Origin of the sequence: Pseudomonas sp. ICMP22404 (genome assembly GCF_006227205.1) — a bacterium.
In the GTDB taxonomy this organism is placed as follows: Bacteria; Pseudomonadota; Gammaproteobacteria; order Pseudomonadales; family Pseudomonadaceae; genus Aquipseudomonas.
On the sequence record NZ_VCNG01000014.1, the window covers coordinates 119,588 to 140,570 of the forward strand.

A 20,983-nucleotide genomic window follows, 5' to 3' on the forward strand; every position below is an offset into this window, starting at 1 on the left:
TGGTACATAGATACCACCGTGCCTGGGAAGAAGTGTGCCGGGGCTGTTCGGCAACGATGGTGGGGGATCAGTTGGTTTCGTTGCCCAGTACCACGTTCAGCGCGCTGCGGGCGTCGTCCAGTTGCACCAACGTCGCATGGCGGGCACCGAGGGCGTCGCGGTTTTCGATGGCGGTGAGGATCGCCTTGTGCCGTGGCATCGCCAGCTCATGCAGGTTGGGTCGCTGGTTGGAATGCTTGAGTGCTTCGGCAATGGCCACCGACAGCATGTTGCACAGGTTGGCGAGCAGGTCATTGTGGGTGGCGTCGGCGATCCGGCTATGGAAATCCAGGTCCGGTTGCAGCAGCGCTTCGGGCGTCGGTGCCGCGTCCATGCGCTCATAGGCTTCACGGATGGCGGCGATGTCGGCGTCGGTGGCGAACTGTGCGGCCAGGGCAGCAGCGGCCGGTTCGATGATGCTGCGCACGCTGGTCAGCAAACCGAAGAACTCATTCTGCGGGCTGCTCTGCATCAGCCAGTGCAACACATCCGGATCGAGCATATGCCATTCCCGCCGGGCCTTGACCACCGTGCCCACTCGCGGCCGCGAATACACCAGGCCCTTGGCGACCAGCACCCGCGTGGCTTCACGCAGCACCGGACGGCTCACGGCGTACTCTTCGCACAGCAAGGCTTCGGCGGGCAGCTTGTCGTCGGGCTTGAAGCGTCCGGACACGATCTGCATGCCCAGTTCCTGGACGATGCGCGCGTGCATGCTTTTTCGGTCGGAGGGTTTGCGGTAATCCATGGGGTACGGCGCGATCCTGTGGAGGAGATGCTGCGCATGATAGCAGGCGCAGCGAGGACGGGTCGCTAGTGCGATTTTTTGAGGTGGACACAGATCCCTTGTGGGAGCGAGCCTGCTCGCGATAGCGCTCTGTCAGCCAGCATCCATGTTGGCTGACACGCCGCCATCGCGAGCAGGCTCGCTCCCACAGGGGCTGATGGGTCAGTGGGAGTGTCGCGGCACCTCGGCGCCGCGGCAGCCTACCAGGAAGTCGAAGTCGCAGCCCTGGTCCGCTTGCAGCACATGGTCGATGTACAGCTGACGGTAGCCACCCACCAGCAGTTGTTGTGGCGGGGTCAGGTCGGCCAGGCGGGCGGCGAGTTCGGCGTCGGAAATGTCCAGGTGCAGGCGGCCGCTGGCGCAATCCAGCTCGATGAAATCACCTTCTTTCACAGCTGCAAGAGGACCGCCGGCCGCGGCCTCCGGTGCCACGTGCAACACCACGGTGCCATAGGCGGTGCCGCTCATGCGGGCGTCGGAAATCCGTACCATGTCGGTCACGCCCTGGGCCAGCAGCTTGGCCGGCAAGCCCATGTTGCCGACTTCGGCCATGCCCGGATAACCCTTGGGCCCGCAGTTCTTCATCACCAGGATCGAGCTGGCATCTACCTCCAGTTCCGGGTCATTGATTCGCGCCTTGTACTCGTCGAAGTTCTCGAACACCACCGCGCGACCGCGATGCTGCATCAGCTCTGCGGTGGCGGCGGAGGGCTTGAGCACCGCCCCCAATGGCGCCAGGTTGCCGCGCAGCACGCAGATACCGCCGTCGGCGCGGATCGGGTTGTCCAGGGTGCGGATGACTTCGTCCTTACCGTAGATCGGGGCGTCCTTGGTGTTCTCGCCGAGGCTCTTGCCATTGACGGTCAGGGCGTTCGGGTGGGGGATCAGGTTGGCTTCACCGAGACGACGCAGCACGGCGGGCAAACCACCGGCGTAGTAGAACTCTTCCATCAGGAAGCGTCCCGAGGGTTGCAGGTCGACGATGGTCGGCATGCCGCGACCGATGCGGGTCCAGTCGTCCAGGTCCAGCTGCACGCCGATGCGCCCGGCGATGGCCTTGAGGTGAATCACTGCGTTGGTGGAGCCGCCGATGGCCGCGTTGACGCGGATGGCATTTTCAAAGGCTTCCTTGGTCAGGATCTTCGACAGCTTCAGGTCCTCGCGGACCATTTCCACGGCGCGCATGCCGGACATGTGGGCCAGCACATAGCGGCGTGCATCCACGGCTGGAATCGCGGCGTTATGGGGTAGTGACGTGCCGAGGGCTTCGGCCATGCACGCCATGGTCGAGGCGGTCCCCATGGTGTTGCAGGTGCCGGCCGAGCGGGACATGCCGCCCTCGGCCGCGAGGAAATCGTCGAGGGTGATGGTGCCGGCCTTCACCTGTTCGCTCAATTGCCAGACCACCGTGCCCGAACCGATGTCCTGGCCCTTGTGCTTGCCGTTGAGCATGGGGCCACCGGTGACGACGATGGCCGGTACGTCGCAACTGGCGGCGCCCATCAGCAGGGCGGGGGTGGTCTTGTCGCAGCCGGTGAGCAACACCACGCCGTCAATCGGGTTGCCGCGAATCGCCTCTTCCACGTCCATGCTTGCCAGGTTGCGGGTCAGCATGGCGGTAGGGCGCAGGTTCGATTCGCCGTTGGAGAACACCGGGAATTCCACCGGGAAACCCCCGGCTTCGATCACGCCGCGTTTGACGTGCTCGGCGATCTGCCGGAAATGCGCGTTGCACGGGGTCAGTTCCGACCAGGTGTTGCAGATGCCGATGATCGGCTTGCCATGGAACTGATGGTCGGCGATGCCCTGATTTTTCATCCAGCTGCGGTACATGAAGCCGTTTTTGTCGGCGGTGCCAAACCATTGGGCCGAGCGCAGGGAGGGTTTTTTATCAGACATGATCGATTCTCTTATTGTATGACTATATTGTTCTGGATGAAGCGTAACATAAGCGCAATTTACGCGGTTTGGAAGTGTTGTTGGGTAAATAGTATTACTATATAGTCCTGCTCAATGGAGGGATTGTCCTGGCGTGCATTCGCGAGAGAAATCCCCCGAGGTTCCATAACAACAACAATCGGAGACCGGTCCCATGAGCCAGGAATTGCGGCTTATCCGTCGCATCACGCTGAAACTGATTCCCTTCCTGATCCTGCTGTACCTGATCGCCTATGTAGACCGCTCTGCCGTGGGCTTTGCCAAGCTGCACATGGGCGCCGACCTGGGTATTGGCGATGCCGCCTACGGCCTGGGCGCCGGGCTGTTTTTCATCGGTTATTTCCTGCTGGAGATTCCCAGCAATCTCATGCTCGAACGCTTCGGTGCCCGGCGCTGGTTCGCCCGGATCATGATCACCTGGGGCGCCATCACCATCGGTATGGCGTTTGTGCAGGGGCCCCACAGCTTCTATGTGATGCGCTTCTTGCTCGGCGCCGCCGAAGCCGGTTTCTTCCCCGGTGTGCTGTATTACATCACCCAATGGTTTCCGGTTCGCCACCGCGGCAAGATCCTGGGCCTGTTCATTCTTTCCCAACCCATCGCCATGATGATCACCGGTCCCGTGTCCGGCGGCTTGCTGGGCATGGACGGTGTCCTGGGCCTGCACGGCTGGCAGTGGTTGTTCATTGTCATCGGCCTGCCGGCGGTGTTGCTGACCTGGCCGGTGCTGCGCTACCTGCCGGATGGCCCGCAACAGGTGAAGTGGATGGACCAGGCCGAGAAAGACTGGCTGACCGGTGAACTGAAAAAGGACCTGCAGGAGTACGGCCAGACCCGTCACGGTAATCCGCTGCATGCCCTGAAGGACAAACGGGTCTTGCTGTTGGCGCTGTTCTACCTGCCGGTGACCCTGAGTATCTATGGCCTGGGCCTGTGGTTGCCGACGCTGATCAAGCAGTTCGGCGGCAGCGACCTGGTGACCGGTTTCGTGTCTTCGGTGCCCTATATTTTCGGCATCATCGGTTTGCTGATCATTCCTCGCAGCTCCGACCGCTTGAATGATCGCTATGGTCATCTGGCGGTGCTCTATGTCTTGGGCGCCATGGGGTTGTTCTTCAGCGCCTGGCTGTCGGTGCCGGTGTTGCAGCTGGCGGCGCTGTGCCTGGTGGCATTTGCACTGTTTTCCTGCACGGCGGTGTTCTGGACCTTGCCGGGACGATTCTTTGCCGGCGCCAGTGCGGCGGCGGGCATCGCGTTGATCAACTCGGTGGGCAACCTGGGTGGCTATATCGGGCCGTTCGTGATCGGTGCGCTGAAGGAATACACCGGCAACCTGGCCTCGGGGCTGTACTTCCTGTCCGGTGTGATGGTGTTCGGCCTGGTGTTGACCGGCGTGGTGTATCGCTTGCTGGAGCGCAAGCATGTACTGCCGGCGGACCAGTTCGCGGCCAGTGCGCGGGGGGCGACGCGTACCTGATTCAGGGGGGGCGCCCGATCCACTGTGGGAGCGAGCCTGCTCGCGATAGCGTCGGGTCAGCTTGCACCCTGTTGAATGTGCCGCCGTCATCGCGAGCAGGCTCGCTCCCACAGGGGGGCTGGTGCTGTATTTGAGTTGTGTTTACAGGAGAAAACCATGCGTTTAGTTCAGTTCGAATTGGATAACGGTGAGCGCCGTGTCGGTGTGGTGGACGGCGACCGGGTGCGGGAAGTGCAATGCGCGACGACCGTGCGTGAGCTGGCGCTGGCGGCCATCGGGGCGGGTGTGAAGCTGCAAGAGCAGGTCAACGGCCTGGGATTCGGTGCCGAGCATGATTACGCGCGGTTGCTCGGTGAGCTGCGCATCCTGCCGCCGCTGGATCATCCGGACCCGGCGCACCTGCTGGTCAGCGGCACCGGCCTGACCCACCTGGGCAGTGCCTCGGCCCGGGACAAGATGCACCAGCAGGCCGGCGACGAAGCCGCTATGACCGACACCATGCGCATCTTCAAGTGGGGCGTCGAAGGTGGCAAACCCGAGGCCGGCCAGGCTGGCGTGCAACCGGAGTGGTTCTACAAGGGCGACGGCAGCATCGTCGTCCGTCCGGGGCATCCGTTCCCGTTGCCGCCGTTCGCCGAAGACGCCGGCGAAGAGCCGGAGATCAGCGGCCTCTACGTCATCGGTCTCGACGGCAAGCCTTATCGCTTGGGCTTTGCGGTGGGCAACGAGTTTTCCGATCACGTGATGGAGCGCAAGAATTACCTGTACCTGGCCCATTCGAAACTGCGCAGCTGCAGTTTCGGGCCGGAACTTCGTGTCGGTGAATTGCCTCAACATCTATCCGGGACCAGTCGTATCCTGCGCAACGGCGAAGTGCTGTGGCAGAACGAATTCCTCAGCGGCGAGGCCAACATGTGCCACAGCCTCGAAAACCTGGAATTCCACCATTTCAAGTACAGTCAGTTCCTGCGTCCGGGGGATGTGCATGTTCACTTCTTCGGCACCGCGACCCTGTCGTTCGCCGATGGCATCCGTACCCAGCCGGGTGACGTGTTCGAAATCAGCCAGGCCGAATTCGGCGCGCCGCTGGTCAACGGCATAGCCCCGGTGGACGCGGTGTTCAACCCGGGTACTATCGGCACACTTTAAGAGGAGACTTGCGATGAACCAGATCCTTGGTCACAACTACATCGGTGGGGCGCGCAGCGCGGCCGGCCAGACGCGTTTGCAGAGCCTCGACGCCAGCACTGGCGAAGCCTTGCCGGGTGATTTCATCCAGGCCACGGCGGAAGAGGTCGACGCCGCCGCCAGGGCCGCCGCCGCGGCTTACCCGGCCTACCGCAGCCTGAGCGCGGTGCGCCGGGCCGAGTTCCTCGAGGCCATTGCCGATGAATTGGACGCCTTGGGCGATGAGTTCGTCGCCGTGGTCTGCCGTGAAACCGCATTGCCTGCCGCACGGATCCAGGGTGAGCGGGGCCGTACCAGCGGGCAGATGCGCTTGTTCGCCAAGGTCCTGCGCCGTGGTGATTTCTACGGTGCGCGTATCGACCGGGCCTTGCCGGAGCGCAAACCGCTGCCGCGCCCGGACCTGCGTCAGTACCGCATCGGCCTGGGCCCGGTGGCGGTGTTCGGCGCCAGCAATTTCCCTTTGGCTTTTTCCACGGCCGGTGGCGACACCGCGTCGGCCCTGGCGGCTGGCTGCCCAGTGGTGTTCAAGGCCCACAGCGGCCACATGGCGACAGCCGAATGGGTGGCCGATGCGATCATCCGCGCCGCCGAAAAAACCGCGATGCCGGCCGGCGTCTTCAACATGATCTACGGCGGTGGCGTCGGTGAATGGCTGGTCAAACACCCGGCGATCCAGGCCGTGGGGTTCACCGGTTCCCTGCGGGGTGGACGTGCCCTGTGCGACATGGCCGCCGCGCGTCCACAGCCGATCCCGGTGTTCGCCGAAATGTCGAGCATCAACCCGGTGATCGTCCTGCCTGAAGCGCTGGCGACCCGCGCCGACAGCATTGCTCGCGACCTGACCGCCTCGGTGGTGATGGGCTGTGGCCAGTTCTGTACCAACCCGGGCCTGGTGATTGGCATCCGCTCGCCGCAGTTCACTGCATTCACCCAGCAGGTCGCCGCGCTGATCGGTGACCAGGCGCCACAAACCATGCTCAATGCCGGCACCTTGCAGAGTTATGGCAAGGGCTTGCAGAAGTTGCTGGCCCACCCGGGCATCGAGCACCTGGCCGGGCGCGCACAGGAAGGCAACCAGGCCCAGCCGCAATTGTTCAAGGCCGACGCCAGCCTGTTGATCGAAGGGGACGAGGCGTTGCAGGAAGAGGTGTTCGGCCCGACCACCGTGTTCGTCGAAGTGGCCGACCAGGCGCAACTCAGCGCTGCGCTGAACGGCCTGCACGGCCAACTGACCGCGACCATGATCGGCGAGCCGGGTGATTTCGAGCGGTTCAGCGAACTGACGCCGTTGCTGGAGCAGAAAGTCGGCCGGATCCTGCTCAACGGTTACCCGACGGGGGTCGAGGTGTGTGATTCGATGGTCCACGGCGGCCCTTACCCGGCCACCTCCGATGCTCGTGGCACGTCGGTGGGCACCCTGGCCATCGACCGCTTCCTGCGGCCGGTGTGCTTCCAGAACTACCCCGACAACCTGCTGCCGGAACCCCTGAAAAATGCCAATCCATTGGGGATCCTGCGGTTGGTGGACGGAGTGCCGGGGCGCGAGGCGCTCTGACGATCGCGCGGCGGCCGCTCCATAGAGGTTCGATGGACGGCCGCCATCGCGAGCAGGCTCGCTCCCACAGTGGTTCCTGGGTGAATGCTGGATTTGCTTACACCACTTAGCCCCTGTGGGAGCGGGCTGCCCTAATCAAACGGCGCGGAAACCTGTGGGAGCAAAGCTTGCTCGCGATAGCGACAGACCAGTCGACATTGTTGCTGACTGACTTACTGCAATCGCGAGCAAGCTATGCTCCCACAAGTGTATGGCTTAACTGACTGGCATTCGGACATGCCCAGCCCTCACATAAAGTTCACGCCGTGAAGTCGCTGGCGTGCAGCTCCTTGACGCCGACCAGTTCGAACTCGAACTCGGCGGTAGCGTCGGCGTTGACGCTGCCGTAGAGAATGCCGTCGGCAAAGCGCAGCTGACCGGTGGCGTTGGTGGCGTCGAAGGCGTTGCTGCCAATGAAAGTGAAGGCATCGATATTGGCGGTCAGTGGGTTGGCGTCCAGGCCGGTGAGGTCCAAGTGGTCCAATTCGGTGCTCTTGAAGCCGTTGATCACATCGCGCGCCGCGCCGGTCCCCATGTCCGCCAGTGCGTTGAACACGTAAGTGTCCGCGCCGGTGCCACCAGTCAGGTTGTCGGTGCCGGCCCCCCCGATCAGTCGATCATCCCCCGAGCCTCCCACCAGCGTATCGTTGCCTGCACCGCCATCCAGGATGTTCCCGGCGCTGTTGCCGGTCAGGGTGTCGGCGTAGGCACTGCCGGTCAGGTTCTCAAAGTTCTTCAGCGTATCGAGACCTGAGCCTACAGTGTTCTGTTGCGCGGACGTCGAGAGGGTCACAGTGACCCCTGCCAGCGCCTGCTCGAAGGACACCGTATCGTTGCCTTCACGCCCATCCAATACGTTGTTGCCGGCCCCGGCGAACAACGTATTGTCCAGCGTATTGCCCGTGCCGTTGGCCGCGTCGGGGGTGTCGATGTACAGGTTCTCGACGTTGCTGGTGAGGGTGTAGCTCGCCAGGCGGCTGTGCACGCTGTCGATGCCTCCGGTCAGCGGATTGCTGTTGGTCTCGATCACCGTGTCGCCGGTGTTGTCGACGTAATACGTGTCATCGCCATCGCCGCCGCTCATGCTGTCGTTGCCGGCGGCACCGTCGAGCACATTGTCGGCGATATTGCCGGTGATGAAATTGCGTCGTTCATTGCCGGTGCCATCGATGTCCGAGACGCCGGTGAGCACCAGGTTCTCGAGATTGGCCCCCAGGGTCCAACTGACCGAGGCCTTTACCGTATCGATCTGCGAGGCCGAGGTGTTGGTTTCCACCACGCTGTCGAACGCGTTATCGACCACGTAGATGTCGTTGCCATCGCCACCGGTCAAGCTGTCCGCTCCCAGGTCACCGTCCAAGGTATCGTTGCCCGAGGTGCCCACCAGGGTGTCCGCCTGGTCGGTGCCCGTGATCATCCCGCCCTGGTTGGCGTGGTCGAAGATGTCCTGCACGCTGTTGTTGTCGTTGGGATTGCCATGAAAGCCCAGGTCATCGGCGATGTAGTCGGCCAGTCGTTGGCCGACGATTTCCGCCGACTCCTCGTGCAGATGCCAGACGTCGTCGGGATACACCAGCGGATCGACTTCGTAGCGCAACGGCAGGTCGGTGTAGTCCACCGCCAGCTTGACGTCGGCGCGCTCGGCCGCCATGGCTTCCTGGGCGGCGCGGACATAGCCGACACCTTCGACAATCGAAGCAATCTTGTCCTCGGAATAGCCACGGGCCCGCGCTGCGTCCTGTTCGTAGTGACCGGTTTCCATCAGGTAGACGCTGAAATTGCCGAACTGGGCATGCAGGTAGTCGAACACCTTCAGCGTCGCGGCTTTGTAGGCAGCGGCCGCAGCCTGCTTGTCGGTGGCGCGGGCGATCTCCTGCGCGGCTTCCTCGCCCTGGCCCCAGATAATGCCCATGGTGACGTTATCGATGGACTTGAGTTCGGTGAGCTGATCCTTCAGCAACGTCACGGCGCGCAACAGCGCGGGCCCGGGCTGGTTGGTGTCGGTCAGCCACCAGCACAACTTCAGCTCTTCGGGGCTCAGTGTCGACAAGCCGTTGACGGTGCTGCCGCCCACCGCGATGTCGATGCCATTGCCGTCGGCGTCGGTGAACTGGCTGCGCACGTCGTAGGTGGTGTAGCGGTCCAGGTCGTTGACCAGCATGGAGGTGCCGGATTGATCGTCGTCCTCGGTCATGCGCAGCAGGCGCGCATTGGATTGACCGAGGGTCGGCAGGTAGAGGATGTCTTGCTGGGCGCGCTCGCCGAACACGAAATCACTGGCGGTCAGGGTGTTGAGGTAGTTGCCGCTGAGGGCGATCTCGAAGCGGTTGCCATTGGCGTCGGCTTCGGCGGACTTGATGTAGGTCTTGTCGCCGGCCGAGTTCAGGGTCATGTACAGGGTGCCGTTGGTGCCGTCCCCGAGACCGATGAAGCCCAGGCTGGACACGTCGATCTTGTCCACGCCCACGGTGAAGTCATAGACCGTGTCGGTGGCTGTCACGCCGCCGGTGTCGTAGTCGCGGTAGCTGTCGAGCATGTTGGTGTAGCGGAAGGTATCGGCACCGTCGCCACCGTACAGGGAGTCGCGTCCGACGCCGCCGTCGACAATGTCCGCACCGGTGCCGGCCTTGATCGTGTCGTCGCCGCCCAGGCCCAGGATCAGGTCCGCGCCGGTCGTACCGTTAAGGGTTTCGGCACTGTTGGTCCCGGTGATGGTGTTGGCCGGGGCATCGGCCACCACCAGGGCGAAGTTGTCACTGACCGAGGCGCCTGAAGGATCGGTGGCCTTGACCAGCACGTCATAGCTACCGGCAGCGGTGCTGGTCGGTGTGCCGCTGAAGGTCAGGCTGGTGGCGTTGAACGTCAGCCACGCGGGCAGGGCCCTGCCGTCGGCGAGGGTCGCGGTGTAGGTCAATACGTCCTGGTTGGCATCGGTGAAGCTGTCGTGGGCCACGGTGTAGCGGAACGGCGTGCTTTCACTTGCATTCTGGTCGAGGAGTGGGATGGCCACGACCGGCGCCACGTTGCCGGGGCTGTTCTGGTCGGCGAACACGAAGTGGCTGGCCGTCAGGCTGCTGACCAGATTGCCCGCCAGCGACACTTCGAAGCGGTTGCCGTTGGCGTCGACGGTCAGGTCTTTGAGGTAGGTGCGGTTGGTCGAGGCGCTGTAGGTCAGTTGCAGGGTGCCATTCAGGCCGTTGCCCAGGCCGGTGTAGCCGAGCGCCGAGACGTCGATCTTGTCGGCGGCCACATCGAAGTCGAGGATCTGGTCACTGGCGCTGGTGGAGCTGGTGCGGTAGCTGTCGAGCTTTGAGGTATAGCGGAACACGTCGGCACCCGCGCCGCCGGTGAGTTTGTCCACCCCGGTACCGCCCACCAGGATGTCGTTCCCGCCCCCGCCATTGAGTGTGTCGTTCCCGGCGCCACCGAACAGCTGTTCGTTGGCCACGGTACCGGTCAGCGTGTCGTTGTTCGGCGTGCCATTGATGATGACGGAGGTGGGCACGTCCTGCACGGCGAGGGTAAAACTGTCGCTGACAGTGGCGTTGCTGCCATCGGTTGCGGTGACTTGTATGGAATAGGTGCCCGAGGCGGTGTCGCTTGGCGTACCGCTGAAGGTGCGCGTGGCGGCATCGAATACCAGCCAGCTGGGCAGGGCGCTGCCGTCGGCCAGTTTGGCGGTGTAGCTGAGGCTGTCGTTGTCCGGGTCGCTAAAACTGGTGGCGGGAACCACGTAGCTGAACGGTGTGTTCTCCGTCGCATTCTGGTCCAGCAGCGGCGTCGCCACCACCGGCGCATGGTTGGTCGGCGACGAGGTCGCGAACACGAAGTTGGCACTGGTCAGCGTGTTCAGGTAATTGCCGTCCAGGGCCACTTCGAAGCGGTTGCCATTGGCGTCGGCGGTCAGGGACTTGATGTAGGTCTTGGTGCCGGCGCTGTTGAGCACCAGGTACACGGTGTCGTTCTTGCCATCCCCCAGGCCGGTGAAGCCCAGGGCCGACAGGTCGATTTTGTCGGAAGCGACGTTGAAGTCGGTGATCAGGTCGCCCAGGTTGGCGCCACCGGTGTTGTAGTTGCGGTAGCTGTCCAGGCGGCTGGAAAACACGAAGGTGTCCGCCCCGGCACCGCCGGTGAGGGTGTCCATGCCGGCCCCACCGTCGAGCTTGTCGTCGCCGGCGCCGCCACTGAGGCTGTCGTTGCCCGCCAGGCCAAGCAGGGTATCGGCCGAGTCGCTGCCCGTCAGCGTGTCGTTGCCACTGGTGCCGGTGACCACCCGGTTGAAGATGAAGTTGTTGGCCGTCAGGGTGCTGGCGAGGTTGCCGGAGAGAATCAGCTCGAAGCGATTGCCGCTGGCATCGGCGTCGAAATCCTTGATGTAGGTGCGGTCATTGCTGGCGCTGTAGCTGATCTGCAGAGTGCCGCCACGACCGTTGCCCAGGCCGGTAAAGCCCAGGCCGGCGAGGTCGATCTTGTCTTGGGTGACATCGAAGTCGGTGATGGTGTCATCGAAGCTGGTGGTTGCGTTGCGGTAGCTGTCGGACTGACTGGAGAAGCGAAACGTATCGGCGCCTGTGCCGCCGGTGAGTTTATCGACGCCCGCGCCGCCCACCAGGATGTCGCCGCCGGCTGCGCCGTTGATGGTGTCGTTGCCGGCGCCACCATAGAAGATCTCGCTGGCGCTGGTGCCCAGCAGCGTGTCGTTGCCGGCGGTGCCTTGTACGGTGGTCATCGGTTCCGCGGCACTGACGTAGCTACCATCGCCATAGACCAGCGTCGCGCCCTTGCTGGTGTGGCTGATGGTGTTGGCGATGATCGCATTGCGATCGGTGCCGTCTTCGTTACGCTCGGCCACGCCATAGGTCGACAGGTCGCTGCCACTGATGAGGTTGCCCTGGATCGTGTTATCGCTGCCGTTGAAGTACTTGCCGGAGACACCCAGGGTGTCGTCGTAGGACTGGATGATGATCTCGGGAACGGCGCCGCCCAGGGAATTGTTGTTGAGGGTGTTGTCGATGATCTCGACGTGGTTGCTGCCGTAGATGCGTACCCCGGCGCTGGCGTTGTCGTGGATATCGACGCCGGTGACTGTCACTTCGCTGGACAGTTTGATCAGCACCCCTTCGGCGCCGTTGCCGTACACCTCGCCACCGGTGATGATGATGTTGCTGGGGGAGGGGATGTTCTCGCTGCCGCGCTGCACCACGATGCCGTTGCCGCCGTTGTCATAGGCGACGTTGTTGGTGAGGGTAAAGTCGTGGGTGCTGGTGACGACGTTGAAACCGTGCCGGTCATTGTCGTAGGCAACGTTGTTTTCGAAGGTGCTGTCGCTGAGGAAGTCGGCCACGAAGCCGTCCAGGCCGTTGCCGTGGGATACGCTGTTCTTGATGACCATGTTGACGGTCTGTTCGTGGGGGTCGAAGCCGTACCCCGAGCAGTCCTTGATCTCGACGCTGTCGATGGTGACGTTGGAATCGTAGCCTTCTTCGCCGGGAATGTACCCGTTGAACCAGCCGTCGATCTTGCCGGTGGTGTGGTCGCGGTTGCCGTCGATGGTGAGCTGGCTGATGCCGAAATCGTGGGTCTCTTCGCCGTAGGCGGAGCGGATGACGCCGGTGATCTTGGTGTCGGAACCGTCGGCCACCTTGACGGTGGTCTCGCCCATGCCGTCGCCATACAGGTGGACGTTGCTCTTGAGCATCAGGCAACCATCGGAAGGTTCTTCGCCGGCCGAAACGATATAGGTCCCCGCTGGCACATACACCTGCCCCCCACCTGCCGCTGCCGCCGCGTCTATCGCTGCCTGGATGGCCGCGGTGTCATCGGTAATACCGTCTCCTTTGGCGCCAAAATTTTGTACTTTGAAAATCATGAGCTTATCTCCGTATCGGGCTGGAACCACGGTAGATGCCAATATTCCATCGGCGACCACAGGGTTATGACCTGACGGAGCGTGAAAGTTGTGACCGAATGTCGGGGAAGTGTCAAAAAGCTGAACTACCTGATCAGCGGTCGGGAACCTTGTGCGGGAAAGTTACGTTTCATTGACGCGGCGCCCTCTGTGGGAGCGAGCCTGCTCGCGATAGCGATGGATCAGCTGGTATCGATACTGAATGTGCAGCCGCCAATCGCGAGCAGGCTCACTCCCACAGGGGAGTGGTGGCTTGATGAGCGGTTGCTTGATTGGCATCAACTCGGGGATCCGGCCCACGCGTTAGTCTCGGGTAAACCATCGAGCGCAACCGGACGGCCCCCATGATCTATCCGCTGTTCCTGACCCTGCACCTCTTCGCCGCCCTGGTGTTCATCGGCACGGTGTTCTTCGAGGTGCTGTTCCTGGAGAGCATCCGCCAGCAATTGCCCGCCAAAGTCATGGTGCTGCTCGAACAGGGCATCAGCCGGCGTGCCCGCCAGTTGATGCCCTGGGTGCTGCTGGTGCTGTTCGGTGCGGGGGTTGGAATGGTCTGGTTGCGCTACTGGCCGTTGTTGATCTCGCCGTGGCAATCGTCGTTCGGTCTGTTGCTGGGGTTGAAGATCCTGCTGGCGGGCAGTGTGCTGGGGCATTTTCTCTGGGCCATGTGGCTGTTCAGGCGCGGGCACATGAACGCACGCTACGTCCAAGTCATCCACACTCGGGTGTTCCTGCATCTGGTGGCGATCGTGCTGTTGGCCAAGGGCATGTTCTACGTCAGTTGGTAACAGGGTGGCATGGGTTCAAGGCGCTTGATACAGGTCAAGGTGGCTTGGGAGGTGAGGCCGGACAATATCCCCGCGCAGCCACTCGGAGATTGTCATGTTCGACCTGCTACATAAATTCCACGGAGGCGTCGGCTCCCTCGATCTGCTCCGAGGGTTGCGCCACAGCCGCCAGAAACGGCGACCCCTATCGTTGTCGGTGCACCTGCCGTCGCGCCTGAGGCTGGCGTCGTGTTCACCCCTTGCCAGCGTTTGCCAGTGCGCCGGGATCGATGTCTATCTGCAATCGCTGATGTACGAGATGGGCCTGGTCGGCTGTCACCTGGGGACGGGCCGGCGGGTCGATCAGTTCTGGCTGACCGGCGGCACGCCGGTGATCGTTCATCTACAGCGGCTGGTGGGGGAATTGCGCAAGCGCTTCGACTTTTCCGAGAGCGGCGACCGGGGCATCGAGCTGGACCTGCATCACACCGATTGGTCGACCATGGGCCTGATCCGCGACCAGGGCTTCACCCACGTCAGCATCGGTGTCCCCGACATGGGCGCCGACCGCGACCTGTCGGTGGATTGCTACCAGAATCCGGCACCGATCCATTCATTGATCGACGCGGCGCGGACTTTCGGCTTTCGCTCCATCAGTATTGACCTCGGTTATGGTCACGCCTGGCAGACACCCCACAGCTTCGCATTGAAGCTGGCCACCTTGATCGAACTGGAGCCGGACCGGCTGCACGTGTTCGATTACGCTCGGGCGCCTTATCGCTACCGTTTGACGGACGCCACCATGGCCGGCAGTTTTTGCAGCCAGGCGGACAAGGAGGCCATGCGCCGGATCAGCTGCGAACAGCTGATCGGAGCGGGGTATCACTACATTGGGAAAGGACTGTTTGTCCGGGCCGACGATGACCTGGCGGTCGCCCAGGAGCATGGGCGCTTGCACCATGACTGCCAGGGTTTTACCCGGCATGGTTGCTCTGATCATGTGGGGTTCGGGCTGGCGGCCATCACCCAGATCGACGATCTGTACGTGCAGAACACCGAGGATTTGTTGCTGTACCGCCAGCAACTGGGGGCCGGGCAACTGCCGGTCTGTCGCGGTTGGCGTTGTGAGGCCGGGGCTCAGGTCAGGGCGGCGGTAACCGAACAGCTTTCCTGTGACCTGGAACTGGACATCCCCGCCATCGAGGCCCGTTTCGGACTGGTTTTTCGCGACCATTTCGCGTCGATCTGGTCGCAGCTGGAAGCCTTGAATGTCGATGGATTGATCGAGTTGTCGAGCCGCTTCATCGGCATCCTGCCGGCCGGTCGATTGAGCGTGGACGCGATTTGCAGTCTGTTCGACCCGTGCCCTGACGATGCACTTGCCATGCCCTTCGAACCGATACCGACCAAGCCTTTTGAAAGGTTGAATCCATCATGAATGCCCCATCCACGTTCAATCGTGCCCTGGTCGAGAAGTACGATTGCCCGGGACCTCGCTACACCTCCTATCCCACGGCGCCGCAGTTTCACCAGGCATTTGCCATGGATGAATACCGCGAGGCTGCCCGGCGCAGCAACCAGGCCTTGGTGCCCAAGCCGTTGTCGGTGTACATCCACGTCCCGTTCTGCCAGAGCCTGTGTTACTACTGCGCGTGCAACAAGATCATCACCCGCAAGACCCATCGCGCCGCCGAATACCTGAGCTACCTCAAGCGTGAAATCGCCCTGCAAGCGAGCTTGTTCGATCGCACGCGCAAGCTGACCCAACTGCATCTGGGGGGCGGCACGCCGACCTATCTGACCCACGAACAACTGGCCGAGCTGATGGCCTGCCTGCACCAGTCGTTCGACATGGACGACAGCGACGCCCATGAGTTTTCCATCGAGGTCGATCCGCGGACCATCGCTGCCGAGCAGGTCAAGGGGCTGCGTCAGTTGGGCTTCAACCGCCTGAGTTTCGGCATTCAGGATTTCGATGCCCAGGTGCAAGCCGCCGTCAATCGGGTACAAAGCGAGGCCCAGGTCGCGGCATTGGTGGCGGCGGCCCGGGAGGCGCGCTTCAAGTCGGTCAGCGTCGATCTGATCTATGGTCTGCCGTTGCAGACTCTCGCCAGTTTCGATACTACCTTGGACAAGATCATTGCCCTGCGCCCCGACCGGATTGCGGCCTACAGCTACGCGCACCTGCCGCAGCGGGTGAGGGCGCAACGGATGATCCGCCCTGAAGACATGCCCCCGCCGGAGCGCAAACTGGAGCTGCTCGAACTGACCATCAATCGGCTGAGCGAGGCGGGTTATGTCTACATCGGCATGGATCACTTTGCGCTGCCGGACGATGAGCTGGTGCGTGCCCGTGGGCAGGGTACCCTGCAGCGCAATTTCCAGGGCTACTCCACCCACGCGGACTGCGACCTGATCGGCCTGGGCGTGTCTTCGATCGGCAAGGTCGGCGACAGCTATAACCAGAACGTCAAGGAGCTGTCCCAGTATTACGCCCGCCTGGACCAGGGCCTGCTGCCGGTGCAGCGCGGCTATCGCCTGAGCGATGACGACCGCTTGCGGCGTGAAGTCATCAGCGAATTGATGTGTCATGGGCGCGTGGATGTCAGCCGGATCGAGACTGGCCACGGCATTTGCTTCAGCGAATACTTCGCCGGCGCGTTGTCCCGGCTCCAGGAACAGGTGCGTGACGGATTGCTGCAAATCCACCCCGACGCGCTGGTACTGCTGCCCCAGGGACAACTGATGATGCGTAGCGTTGCCATGGCCTTCGACGCCTACCTGGAAGCAGCCCCGACGGTCCAGTATTCGCGAACGGTGTAAGGCCGTGATGAAGCGCTACGATGTTGGCTGTGCCGCCGTCATTGCGAGCAGGCTCGCTCCCACATTATCAGGGGCGCTTTCGGCATTTGCGTCCGGCGCCAATCCCCTGTGGGAGCGAGCCTGCTCGCGATGGCGATAGGTCAGCTTGCGTGGGTGTTGAAGGTGCCCGAGCCAGGTCAGGTTCTTTCACCGTCGGGTGTCGCAGACGCCGGGATCAGGTCGCGCACGGCATAGAAACCCTGCACCAGCCGATTCTTGGCCCGGTACTCGCAAAGTAGCAGCAGGGTGTCGGGCAACTGGGCGATCGATGAGGCAGGCTTGACCACCATGGTCTTGCCTCCCGAGCGTAAACGGACAAGTGTTCCAGGTTCGAATGTGCCCATCTTCGTTCACCTCACAGTCATGGTGTTTGTGCGTTCTACCCAACCCCCACCCAGCGCCTTGTACAGGTTGACCTCGGCGAGCAGCTGCGACAGTCGATCGACGATAAGGGTCTGCCGGGCGCTGAACAGTGAGCGTTGTGCATCGAGGAACGTCAGGCTGCTGTCGACGCCAATACGATAGCGACGCTCCGCCAGCCTGTAGTAGTCCTGGTTGGCCTGTACCAGATCGGTCTGCGCGACCAACTGTTCCTTGTAGGTCTTGCGCGCCGCCAGGCCGTCGGAGACTTCCCGGAAAGCCGTCTGGATCGACTTCTCGTACTGGGAGACGCGGATATCCTTCTGGATTTTCGAATAGTTCAGGCTCGCCCGAAGGCTGCCGGCATTGAAAATCGGCAGGTTGATCTGGGGCTGGAACAGCCAGCTGCCCGACCCGCTCTTGAACAGCCCGGACAACTCATTGCTCGAGGTGCCGGCGTTGGCGGTCAGGCTGATGCTCGGGAAGAAGGCAGCACGGGCCGCGCCGATATTGGCGTTGGCCGCTTGCAGCAGGTACTCGGCCTCAAGCACATCCGGACGGCGTTGCAACAGGTCCGAAGGCAGGCCGGCCGGAACCTCGCTCAGCAGCTCTGAAGCCAGGGGGCGGGCGGGCAGGTCATCCGCGACCGAAGTGCCGACCAGCAAGGTGAGATTGTTGAAGTCCTGGGCAACCTGGCGCTGGAACTGGGCCAGGCGGGCCCTGGCATCTTCCACTGAGGTACGAGACTGGCTGAGGGCCAGGGCCGAGGCGGTGCCCACCTGATTGCTTCGTTCTGTCAGGCGCAGGCTTTGTTCATAGGACTGCAGCGTGTCCTGGGTCAGTGCCAGTAATTCCTGGTCGGCACGCCAGGTCAGGTAGGCACTGGCGACACTGCCCACCAGGCTCAGTTGGGTGCTGCGGCGAGCTTCTTCGCTGGACAGATAGATGAGGGACGCCTGGTCGCTGAGGCTGCGTATGCGTCCGAACAGATCCAGCTCATAAGCGCTGATGCCCAGCGTGGTGGAATATGAGCTGCTGATCCCCGGTTTGCCGGTTCCCGTCAGGCTGCCCGGCAGCCGCTGGCGCGAGCCGGTGCCGTTGGCACTGATCGCCGGGAAGATGTCCGCGCGCTGGATCCGGTATTGCGCCTGGTAGGCCTCGACGTTCAGGGCCGCCACGCGCAAGTCGCGGTTGTTGATCAACGCGCTTTCGATGACTTGCTGCAGCGCCGGATCATGGAACAGGTCCCGCCAGCCCTGATCGGCCGCGGCAGGTCCCGACAGGGCCGGGGCATAGGCGGACGTCTGGGGATATTGCGCGGCGACGGGGGCATCGGGGCGCTGGTAGTCCGGGATCAGCGAACAACCGCCGAGCAGGAGTGTCGCGGCCGTCAAAGGGCTCAGAAGTTTACGCATCGACCTGTCTCATCGTGATGCCTGCCAGGCCCCGGTGGCACGGGCAGGGGTTCGGTTAGATCCGTGCGCGCCGGTGCCTGCGCATCAGGATCCGATCATCCATTTCGCCAGCCCATGCCGTCCGCTGACGCCAAGTTTGGCGGCGGCGCGTTTGAGGTAGGTTTCGATGGAGCTGTTTTTGACCTGCAGCTTTTCCGCTATCTCCGGGACGGTGCCGCCTGCCAGGAGTCCCAGGCAGACCTCTTTTTCCCGCACCGACAGGGTCACGTCACAAGGGCTCAATCGTTCATCGAAATCCCGTTGCAGCTGTGTCTGGTCAGCGATGTTCAGTGGATGAGAGGTGGCGCTGCCCGGGCTCCTGAGAGACGATTGCCGATTGAGGTGGGCATGACGCTCCCCCAGCGGCAACAGTGTCTCGGAGAGGTATTTCAAAAAGGACAGTTCCTGCAGGGAAAAGTCGCGCTGTGCCTGGGGCCGGTGCAACGAGATCACGCAGCGACGATTGCCCTTGCGCGAAATCAGGCTGCATTGATGGGAAGTACCCAGGCAGTTGTTGTCTCTTTCGTTCTTCATCCGTGCGCCCAGGTGGATCAGCAGGGCGTCGTCCACTTCCAGGACCCGTTTCACCAGGGGGTGGTCGTTGCGCTGTATTGCAGTGGTAGGGCAGACGGATTGCATCTGCGGGCTTTTCGGCTGGCCTGCATCCCCGAGCAACTGCACATCGAGGACCGTTGCCTGGGCATCGTCAATTGTCCACTCACTCAGTTCGAGTCGACTGACAGGCACCGATGTTTCGATCAGTTGGTGCATGTTGGTCAAGAAACTCTCGTGTCCGACACTTGAAATCAGCTTCCCTAGCTCCGCGTAGATGTGCGTGTTTTGCGCACCTCCAAAAACCGCATGTCGATTCATATGCTTATCCTGCATATCGAAACTGCTTTGCATCTCAGTGACCGTCGACGGAGAAAAATCCGATCGCTTCCTAAAATGCTGAAGCCTTTTCTGGATTTAAGACCTGAGGATCAAAATCACCTGTGAATCCATTCACATGAAAAACGATTCAGCCGGTGGGACTATTAAGCATTCTCATGTAGGAAAAGTCTGTAAGGGAAAACAGGGACAGTCCGACGGTCCTGTTTTAGCTGACGATTCCTGGCAAAAACCTCTCCCTTTGCAAAATGCCTGGTCAGTACGGTTAGCCAGCCTGATTGGCTGATATTAAAATTCACCCCTAAAAACATAAGGTTATAGAAGCGGGTGGGCCGTTGGCTGCTTCTTGTGTCTGGTTTTCGACGCCTCGATAGCGCTTTTTTTCTAGGGGTAAACGCCCAGAATTAAAGTTCCAAATCTGTAGGACGCCTCCTATTTTTGAATTTTTTTTCATTTTTTGTCTATGCGTGAGTCGATTTCAGTCATTGACGTAGGCTGCAACCGGTTGTAGGTCGGGTTTGAACGACAGGATGTCGAGGTTCTTTTTGCGCCAGCTGCTCTGTGGTGTCAGGCGGAAGTACCATTCCCGGGCCCAGCAGGCGAATGTCGATTCGGCCTGTTCGATACCGCTCATGAAACGTGCGGCATTGACGATGCCGTTGGCCCGGGGGAGTCGGTACGCCTGGTAATGTGCCAGCGCGCTGCCAAGGTCCGGCGCCTGCGCCAGGCAATCGGCAAGCACCACGGCATCCTCAATGGCCTGTGCCGCACCCTGGCCCAGGCTGGGCAGCATCGGATGAGCGGCATCGCCCAGCAGCACTACGTGCCCATCGCGACATTGCTTCACGGGATGACGATCCCGGGCGTGCATTTTCAGCAGGGCACTCTCGGGCGTGGCCTCGATGGCGGCAACGACCTCCGGTGCCCAGCCGGCATAGGCGGCGAGCACTTCCTGTTTATTGACGTTCAAGGCGTCGTCAGCCGCATTGGCACGGTTGCAGGTGCCCCACCAGTACGCATGGCCATCCCCTACGTCACACAGCCCGAACCGCTTGCCGCGACCCCAGTAATGGGCCACATAGCCCTCGGTCATCACCGGATGGCGCAACGGCGTTACCGCGAGCCAGGCGATATAGCCCGAGGGGCGTGTAGGTGTCTCGCCGAGCATCTGCCGGCGGATGACCGAGTTCAGGCCATCGGCGCCGATCAGCAGGTCGGCTTCCTGGGTGCTGCCATCTTCGAACTGCACCGCCACGCCATCCGGGCGATGGCTGTAGCTCACGCAACGCAATCCGGTGGTCAGGCTGTCGGGGGCGAGCTGCTGGGCCAGGGCGCGCAGCAGCAGCGGGCGTTGGATGTTCACATTGGGATGGCCCAGTTGCTCGCCGACTTCGTGGATCGGCATGCGGGTGATGGGCTCGCCGTTGTGCTTCTTGAAGAAAAACTGGCGGATCGCCTGGCCTGCCTGTTCCACCGGAACGTGGGCGTCGATCGAGTGCAGCGCCGCCATGGCATTGGCCATGATGGACAGACCGGTGCCACCGGTGCGCAGCGTCTGGGCCGCTTCGAAGACCTTGACCTGCCAGCCCGCTCGTTGCAGGGCGATGGCTGCGGTCAGTCCGCCGATACCGGCGCCTGCCACGATGGCTTTCCTGGGTGTTGTCATGTTGGTTTCACCTGTTCCGTGGTGCTATTCACTTGAGATTTGTATGAATCAT

At 62.1% G+C, this 20,983-nt stretch carries 13 protein-coding genes; 6 read left to right on the top strand and 7 right to left on the bottom strand.

Going from position 1 to position 20,983, the window contains the following annotated elements; all coding sequences use genetic code 11:
- Nucleotides 1-67 precede the first annotated feature (67 nt).
- A complete protein-coding gene (locus tag FGE05_RS22680; RefSeq protein WP_024776976.1) occupies nucleotides 68-787 on the bottom strand; it encodes a FadR/GntR family transcriptional regulator in 720 nt (239 codons plus the stop codon).
- Between the two features lie 201 nt (nucleotides 788-988).
- Nucleotides 989-2,725, bottom strand: a complete 1,737-nt coding sequence (locus tag FGE05_RS22690) for an IlvD/Edd family dehydratase (protein ID WP_139648444.1) — start codon at nucleotides 2,723-2,725, stop codon at nucleotides 989-991.
- Between the two features lie 193 nt (nucleotides 2,726-2,918).
- Here FGE05_RS22690 and FGE05_RS22695 point away from each other — a divergent pair, with 193 nt between their 5' ends.
- The 3 genes from FGE05_RS22695 to FGE05_RS22705 all read left to right on the top strand — a co-directional run bounded on the left by FGE05_RS22695 (nucleotide 2,919) and on the right by FGE05_RS22705 (nucleotide 6,984).
- On the top strand, nucleotides 2,919-4,241 hold the full coding sequence (locus FGE05_RS22695; protein WP_139648446.1) for an MFS transporter: 1,323 nt from the start codon (nucleotides 2,919-2,921) through the stop codon (nucleotides 4,239-4,241).
- Nucleotides 4,242-4,397: 156 nt separating this feature from the next.
- Entirely contained in the window at nucleotides 4,398-5,390 is a 993-nt protein-coding gene (gene araD1 / locus FGE05_RS22700) for an AraD1 family protein (protein WP_139648448.1), read from the top strand.
- A 13-nt stretch (nucleotides 5,391-5,403) separates the two neighbouring features.
- Nucleotides 5,404-6,984 carry an aldehyde dehydrogenase (NADP(+)) gene (locus tag FGE05_RS22705; RefSeq protein ID WP_139648450.1) on the top strand — a complete coding sequence of 527 codons (1,581 nt, stop codon included), beginning with the start codon at nucleotides 5,404-5,406 and terminating at the stop codon, nucleotides 6,982-6,984.
- A 298-nt stretch (nucleotides 6,985-7,282) separates the two neighbouring features.
- On the opposite strand, the gene FGE05_RS22710 is transcribed toward FGE05_RS22705, so the two are convergent.
- On the bottom strand, nucleotides 7,283-12,892 hold the full coding sequence (locus FGE05_RS22710; protein ID WP_139648452.1) for a putative Ig domain-containing protein: 5,610 nt from the start codon (nucleotides 12,890-12,892) through the stop codon (nucleotides 7,283-7,285).
- A gap of 383 nt (nucleotides 12,893-13,275) precedes the next feature.
- On the opposite strand from FGE05_RS22710, the gene FGE05_RS22715 reads away from it, so the two are divergent.
- From FGE05_RS22715 to hemN, 3 genes are all read left to right on the top strand, one after another.
- The gene (locus FGE05_RS22715) at nucleotides 13,276-13,719 is read left to right on the top strand and encodes a CopD family copper resistance protein (protein WP_139648454.1); all 444 of its coding nucleotides are present in this window, start codon (nucleotides 13,276-13,278) and stop codon (nucleotides 13,717-13,719) included.
- Between the two features lie 94 nt (nucleotides 13,720-13,813).
- Nucleotides 13,814-15,136: a coproporphyrinogen III oxidase gene (locus FGE05_RS22720; protein ID WP_257225698.1), complete on the top strand. Its 1,323-nt coding sequence runs from the start codon at nucleotides 13,814-13,816 to the stop codon at nucleotides 15,134-15,136.
- Nucleotides 15,133-16,521 (top strand): oxygen-independent coproporphyrinogen III oxidase, encoded by a 1,389-nt coding sequence (hemN, locus tag FGE05_RS22725; protein ID WP_139648456.1) that lies wholly within the window; start codon nucleotides 15,133-15,135, stop codon nucleotides 16,519-16,521. Before FGE05_RS22720 ends, hemN begins: the two co-directional genes overlap by 4 nt.
- Nucleotides 16,522-16,697: 176 nt before the next feature.
- Here the strand turns inward: hemN and FGE05_RS22730 are convergent, their stop codons facing one another.
- From FGE05_RS22730 to FGE05_RS22745, 4 genes are all read right to left on the bottom strand, one after another.
- The gene (locus FGE05_RS22730) at nucleotides 16,698-16,904 is read right to left on the bottom strand and encodes a hypothetical protein (RefSeq protein WP_139648458.1); all 207 of its coding nucleotides are present in this window, start codon (nucleotides 16,902-16,904) and stop codon (nucleotides 16,698-16,700) included.
- A gap of 6 nt (nucleotides 16,905-16,910) precedes the next feature.
- Complete coding sequence (gene adeC / locus FGE05_RS22735; RefSeq protein ID WP_139648460.1) at nucleotides 16,911-18,335, bottom strand: AdeC/AdeK/OprM family multidrug efflux complex outer membrane factor; 1,425 nt, start codon at nucleotides 18,333-18,335, stop codon at nucleotides 16,911-16,913.
- Between the two features lie 84 nt (nucleotides 18,336-18,419).
- On the bottom strand, nucleotides 18,420-19,247 hold the full coding sequence (locus tag FGE05_RS22740) for a helix-turn-helix transcriptional regulator (protein WP_139648462.1): 828 nt from the start codon (nucleotides 19,245-19,247) through the stop codon (nucleotides 18,420-18,422).
- A gap of 496 nt (nucleotides 19,248-19,743) precedes the next feature.
- Nucleotides 19,744-20,931 (bottom strand): FAD-dependent monooxygenase, encoded by a 1,188-nt coding sequence (locus FGE05_RS22745; RefSeq protein WP_139648464.1) that lies wholly within the window; start codon nucleotides 20,929-20,931, stop codon nucleotides 19,744-19,746.
- Nucleotides 20,932-20,983: the final 52 nt, after the last annotated feature.

Bases quoted from the DNA above. Each gene is read 5' to 3' on its own strand.
- FGE05_RS22680 (WP_024776976.1), bottom strand. From the start codon at position 787: ATGGATTACCGCAAACCCTCCGACCGAAAAAGCATGCACGCGCGCATC.
- FGE05_RS22690 (WP_139648444.1), bottom strand. From the start codon at position 2,725: ATGTCTGATAAAAAACCCTCCCTGCGCTCGGCCCAATGGTTTGGCACC.
- FGE05_RS22695 (WP_139648446.1), top strand. From the start codon at position 2,919: ATGAGCCAGGAATTGCGGCTTATCCGTCGCATCACGCTGAAACTGATT.
- araD1 (WP_139648448.1), top strand. From the start codon at position 4,398: ATGCGTTTAGTTCAGTTCGAATTGGATAACGGTGAGCGCCGTGTCGGT.
- FGE05_RS22705 (WP_139648450.1), top strand. From the start codon at position 5,404: ATGAACCAGATCCTTGGTCACAACTACATCGGTGGGGCGCGCAGCGCG.
- FGE05_RS22710 (WP_139648452.1), bottom strand. From the start codon at position 12,892: ATGATTTTCAAAGTACAAAATTTTGGCGCCAAAGGAGACGGTATTACC.
- FGE05_RS22715 (WP_139648454.1), top strand. From the start codon at position 13,276: ATGATCTATCCGCTGTTCCTGACCCTGCACCTCTTCGCCGCCCTGGTG.
- FGE05_RS22720 (WP_257225698.1), top strand. From the start codon at position 13,814: ATGTTCGACCTGCTACATAAATTCCACGGAGGCGTCGGCTCCCTCGAT.
- hemN (WP_139648456.1), top strand. From the start codon at position 15,133: ATGAATGCCCCATCCACGTTCAATCGTGCCCTGGTCGAGAAGTACGAT.
- FGE05_RS22730 (WP_139648458.1), bottom strand. From the start codon at position 16,904: ATGGGCACATTCGAACCTGGAACACTTGTCCGTTTACGCTCGGGAGGC.
- adeC (WP_139648460.1), bottom strand. From the start codon at position 18,335: ATGCGTAAACTTCTGAGCCCTTTGACGGCCGCGACACTCCTGCTCGGC.
- FGE05_RS22740 (WP_139648462.1), bottom strand. From the start codon at position 19,247: ATGAATCGACATGCGGTTTTTGGAGGTGCGCAAAACACGCACATCTAC.
- FGE05_RS22745 (WP_139648464.1), bottom strand. From the start codon at position 20,931: ATGACAACACCCAGGAAAGCCATCGTGGCAGGCGCCGGTATCGGCGGA.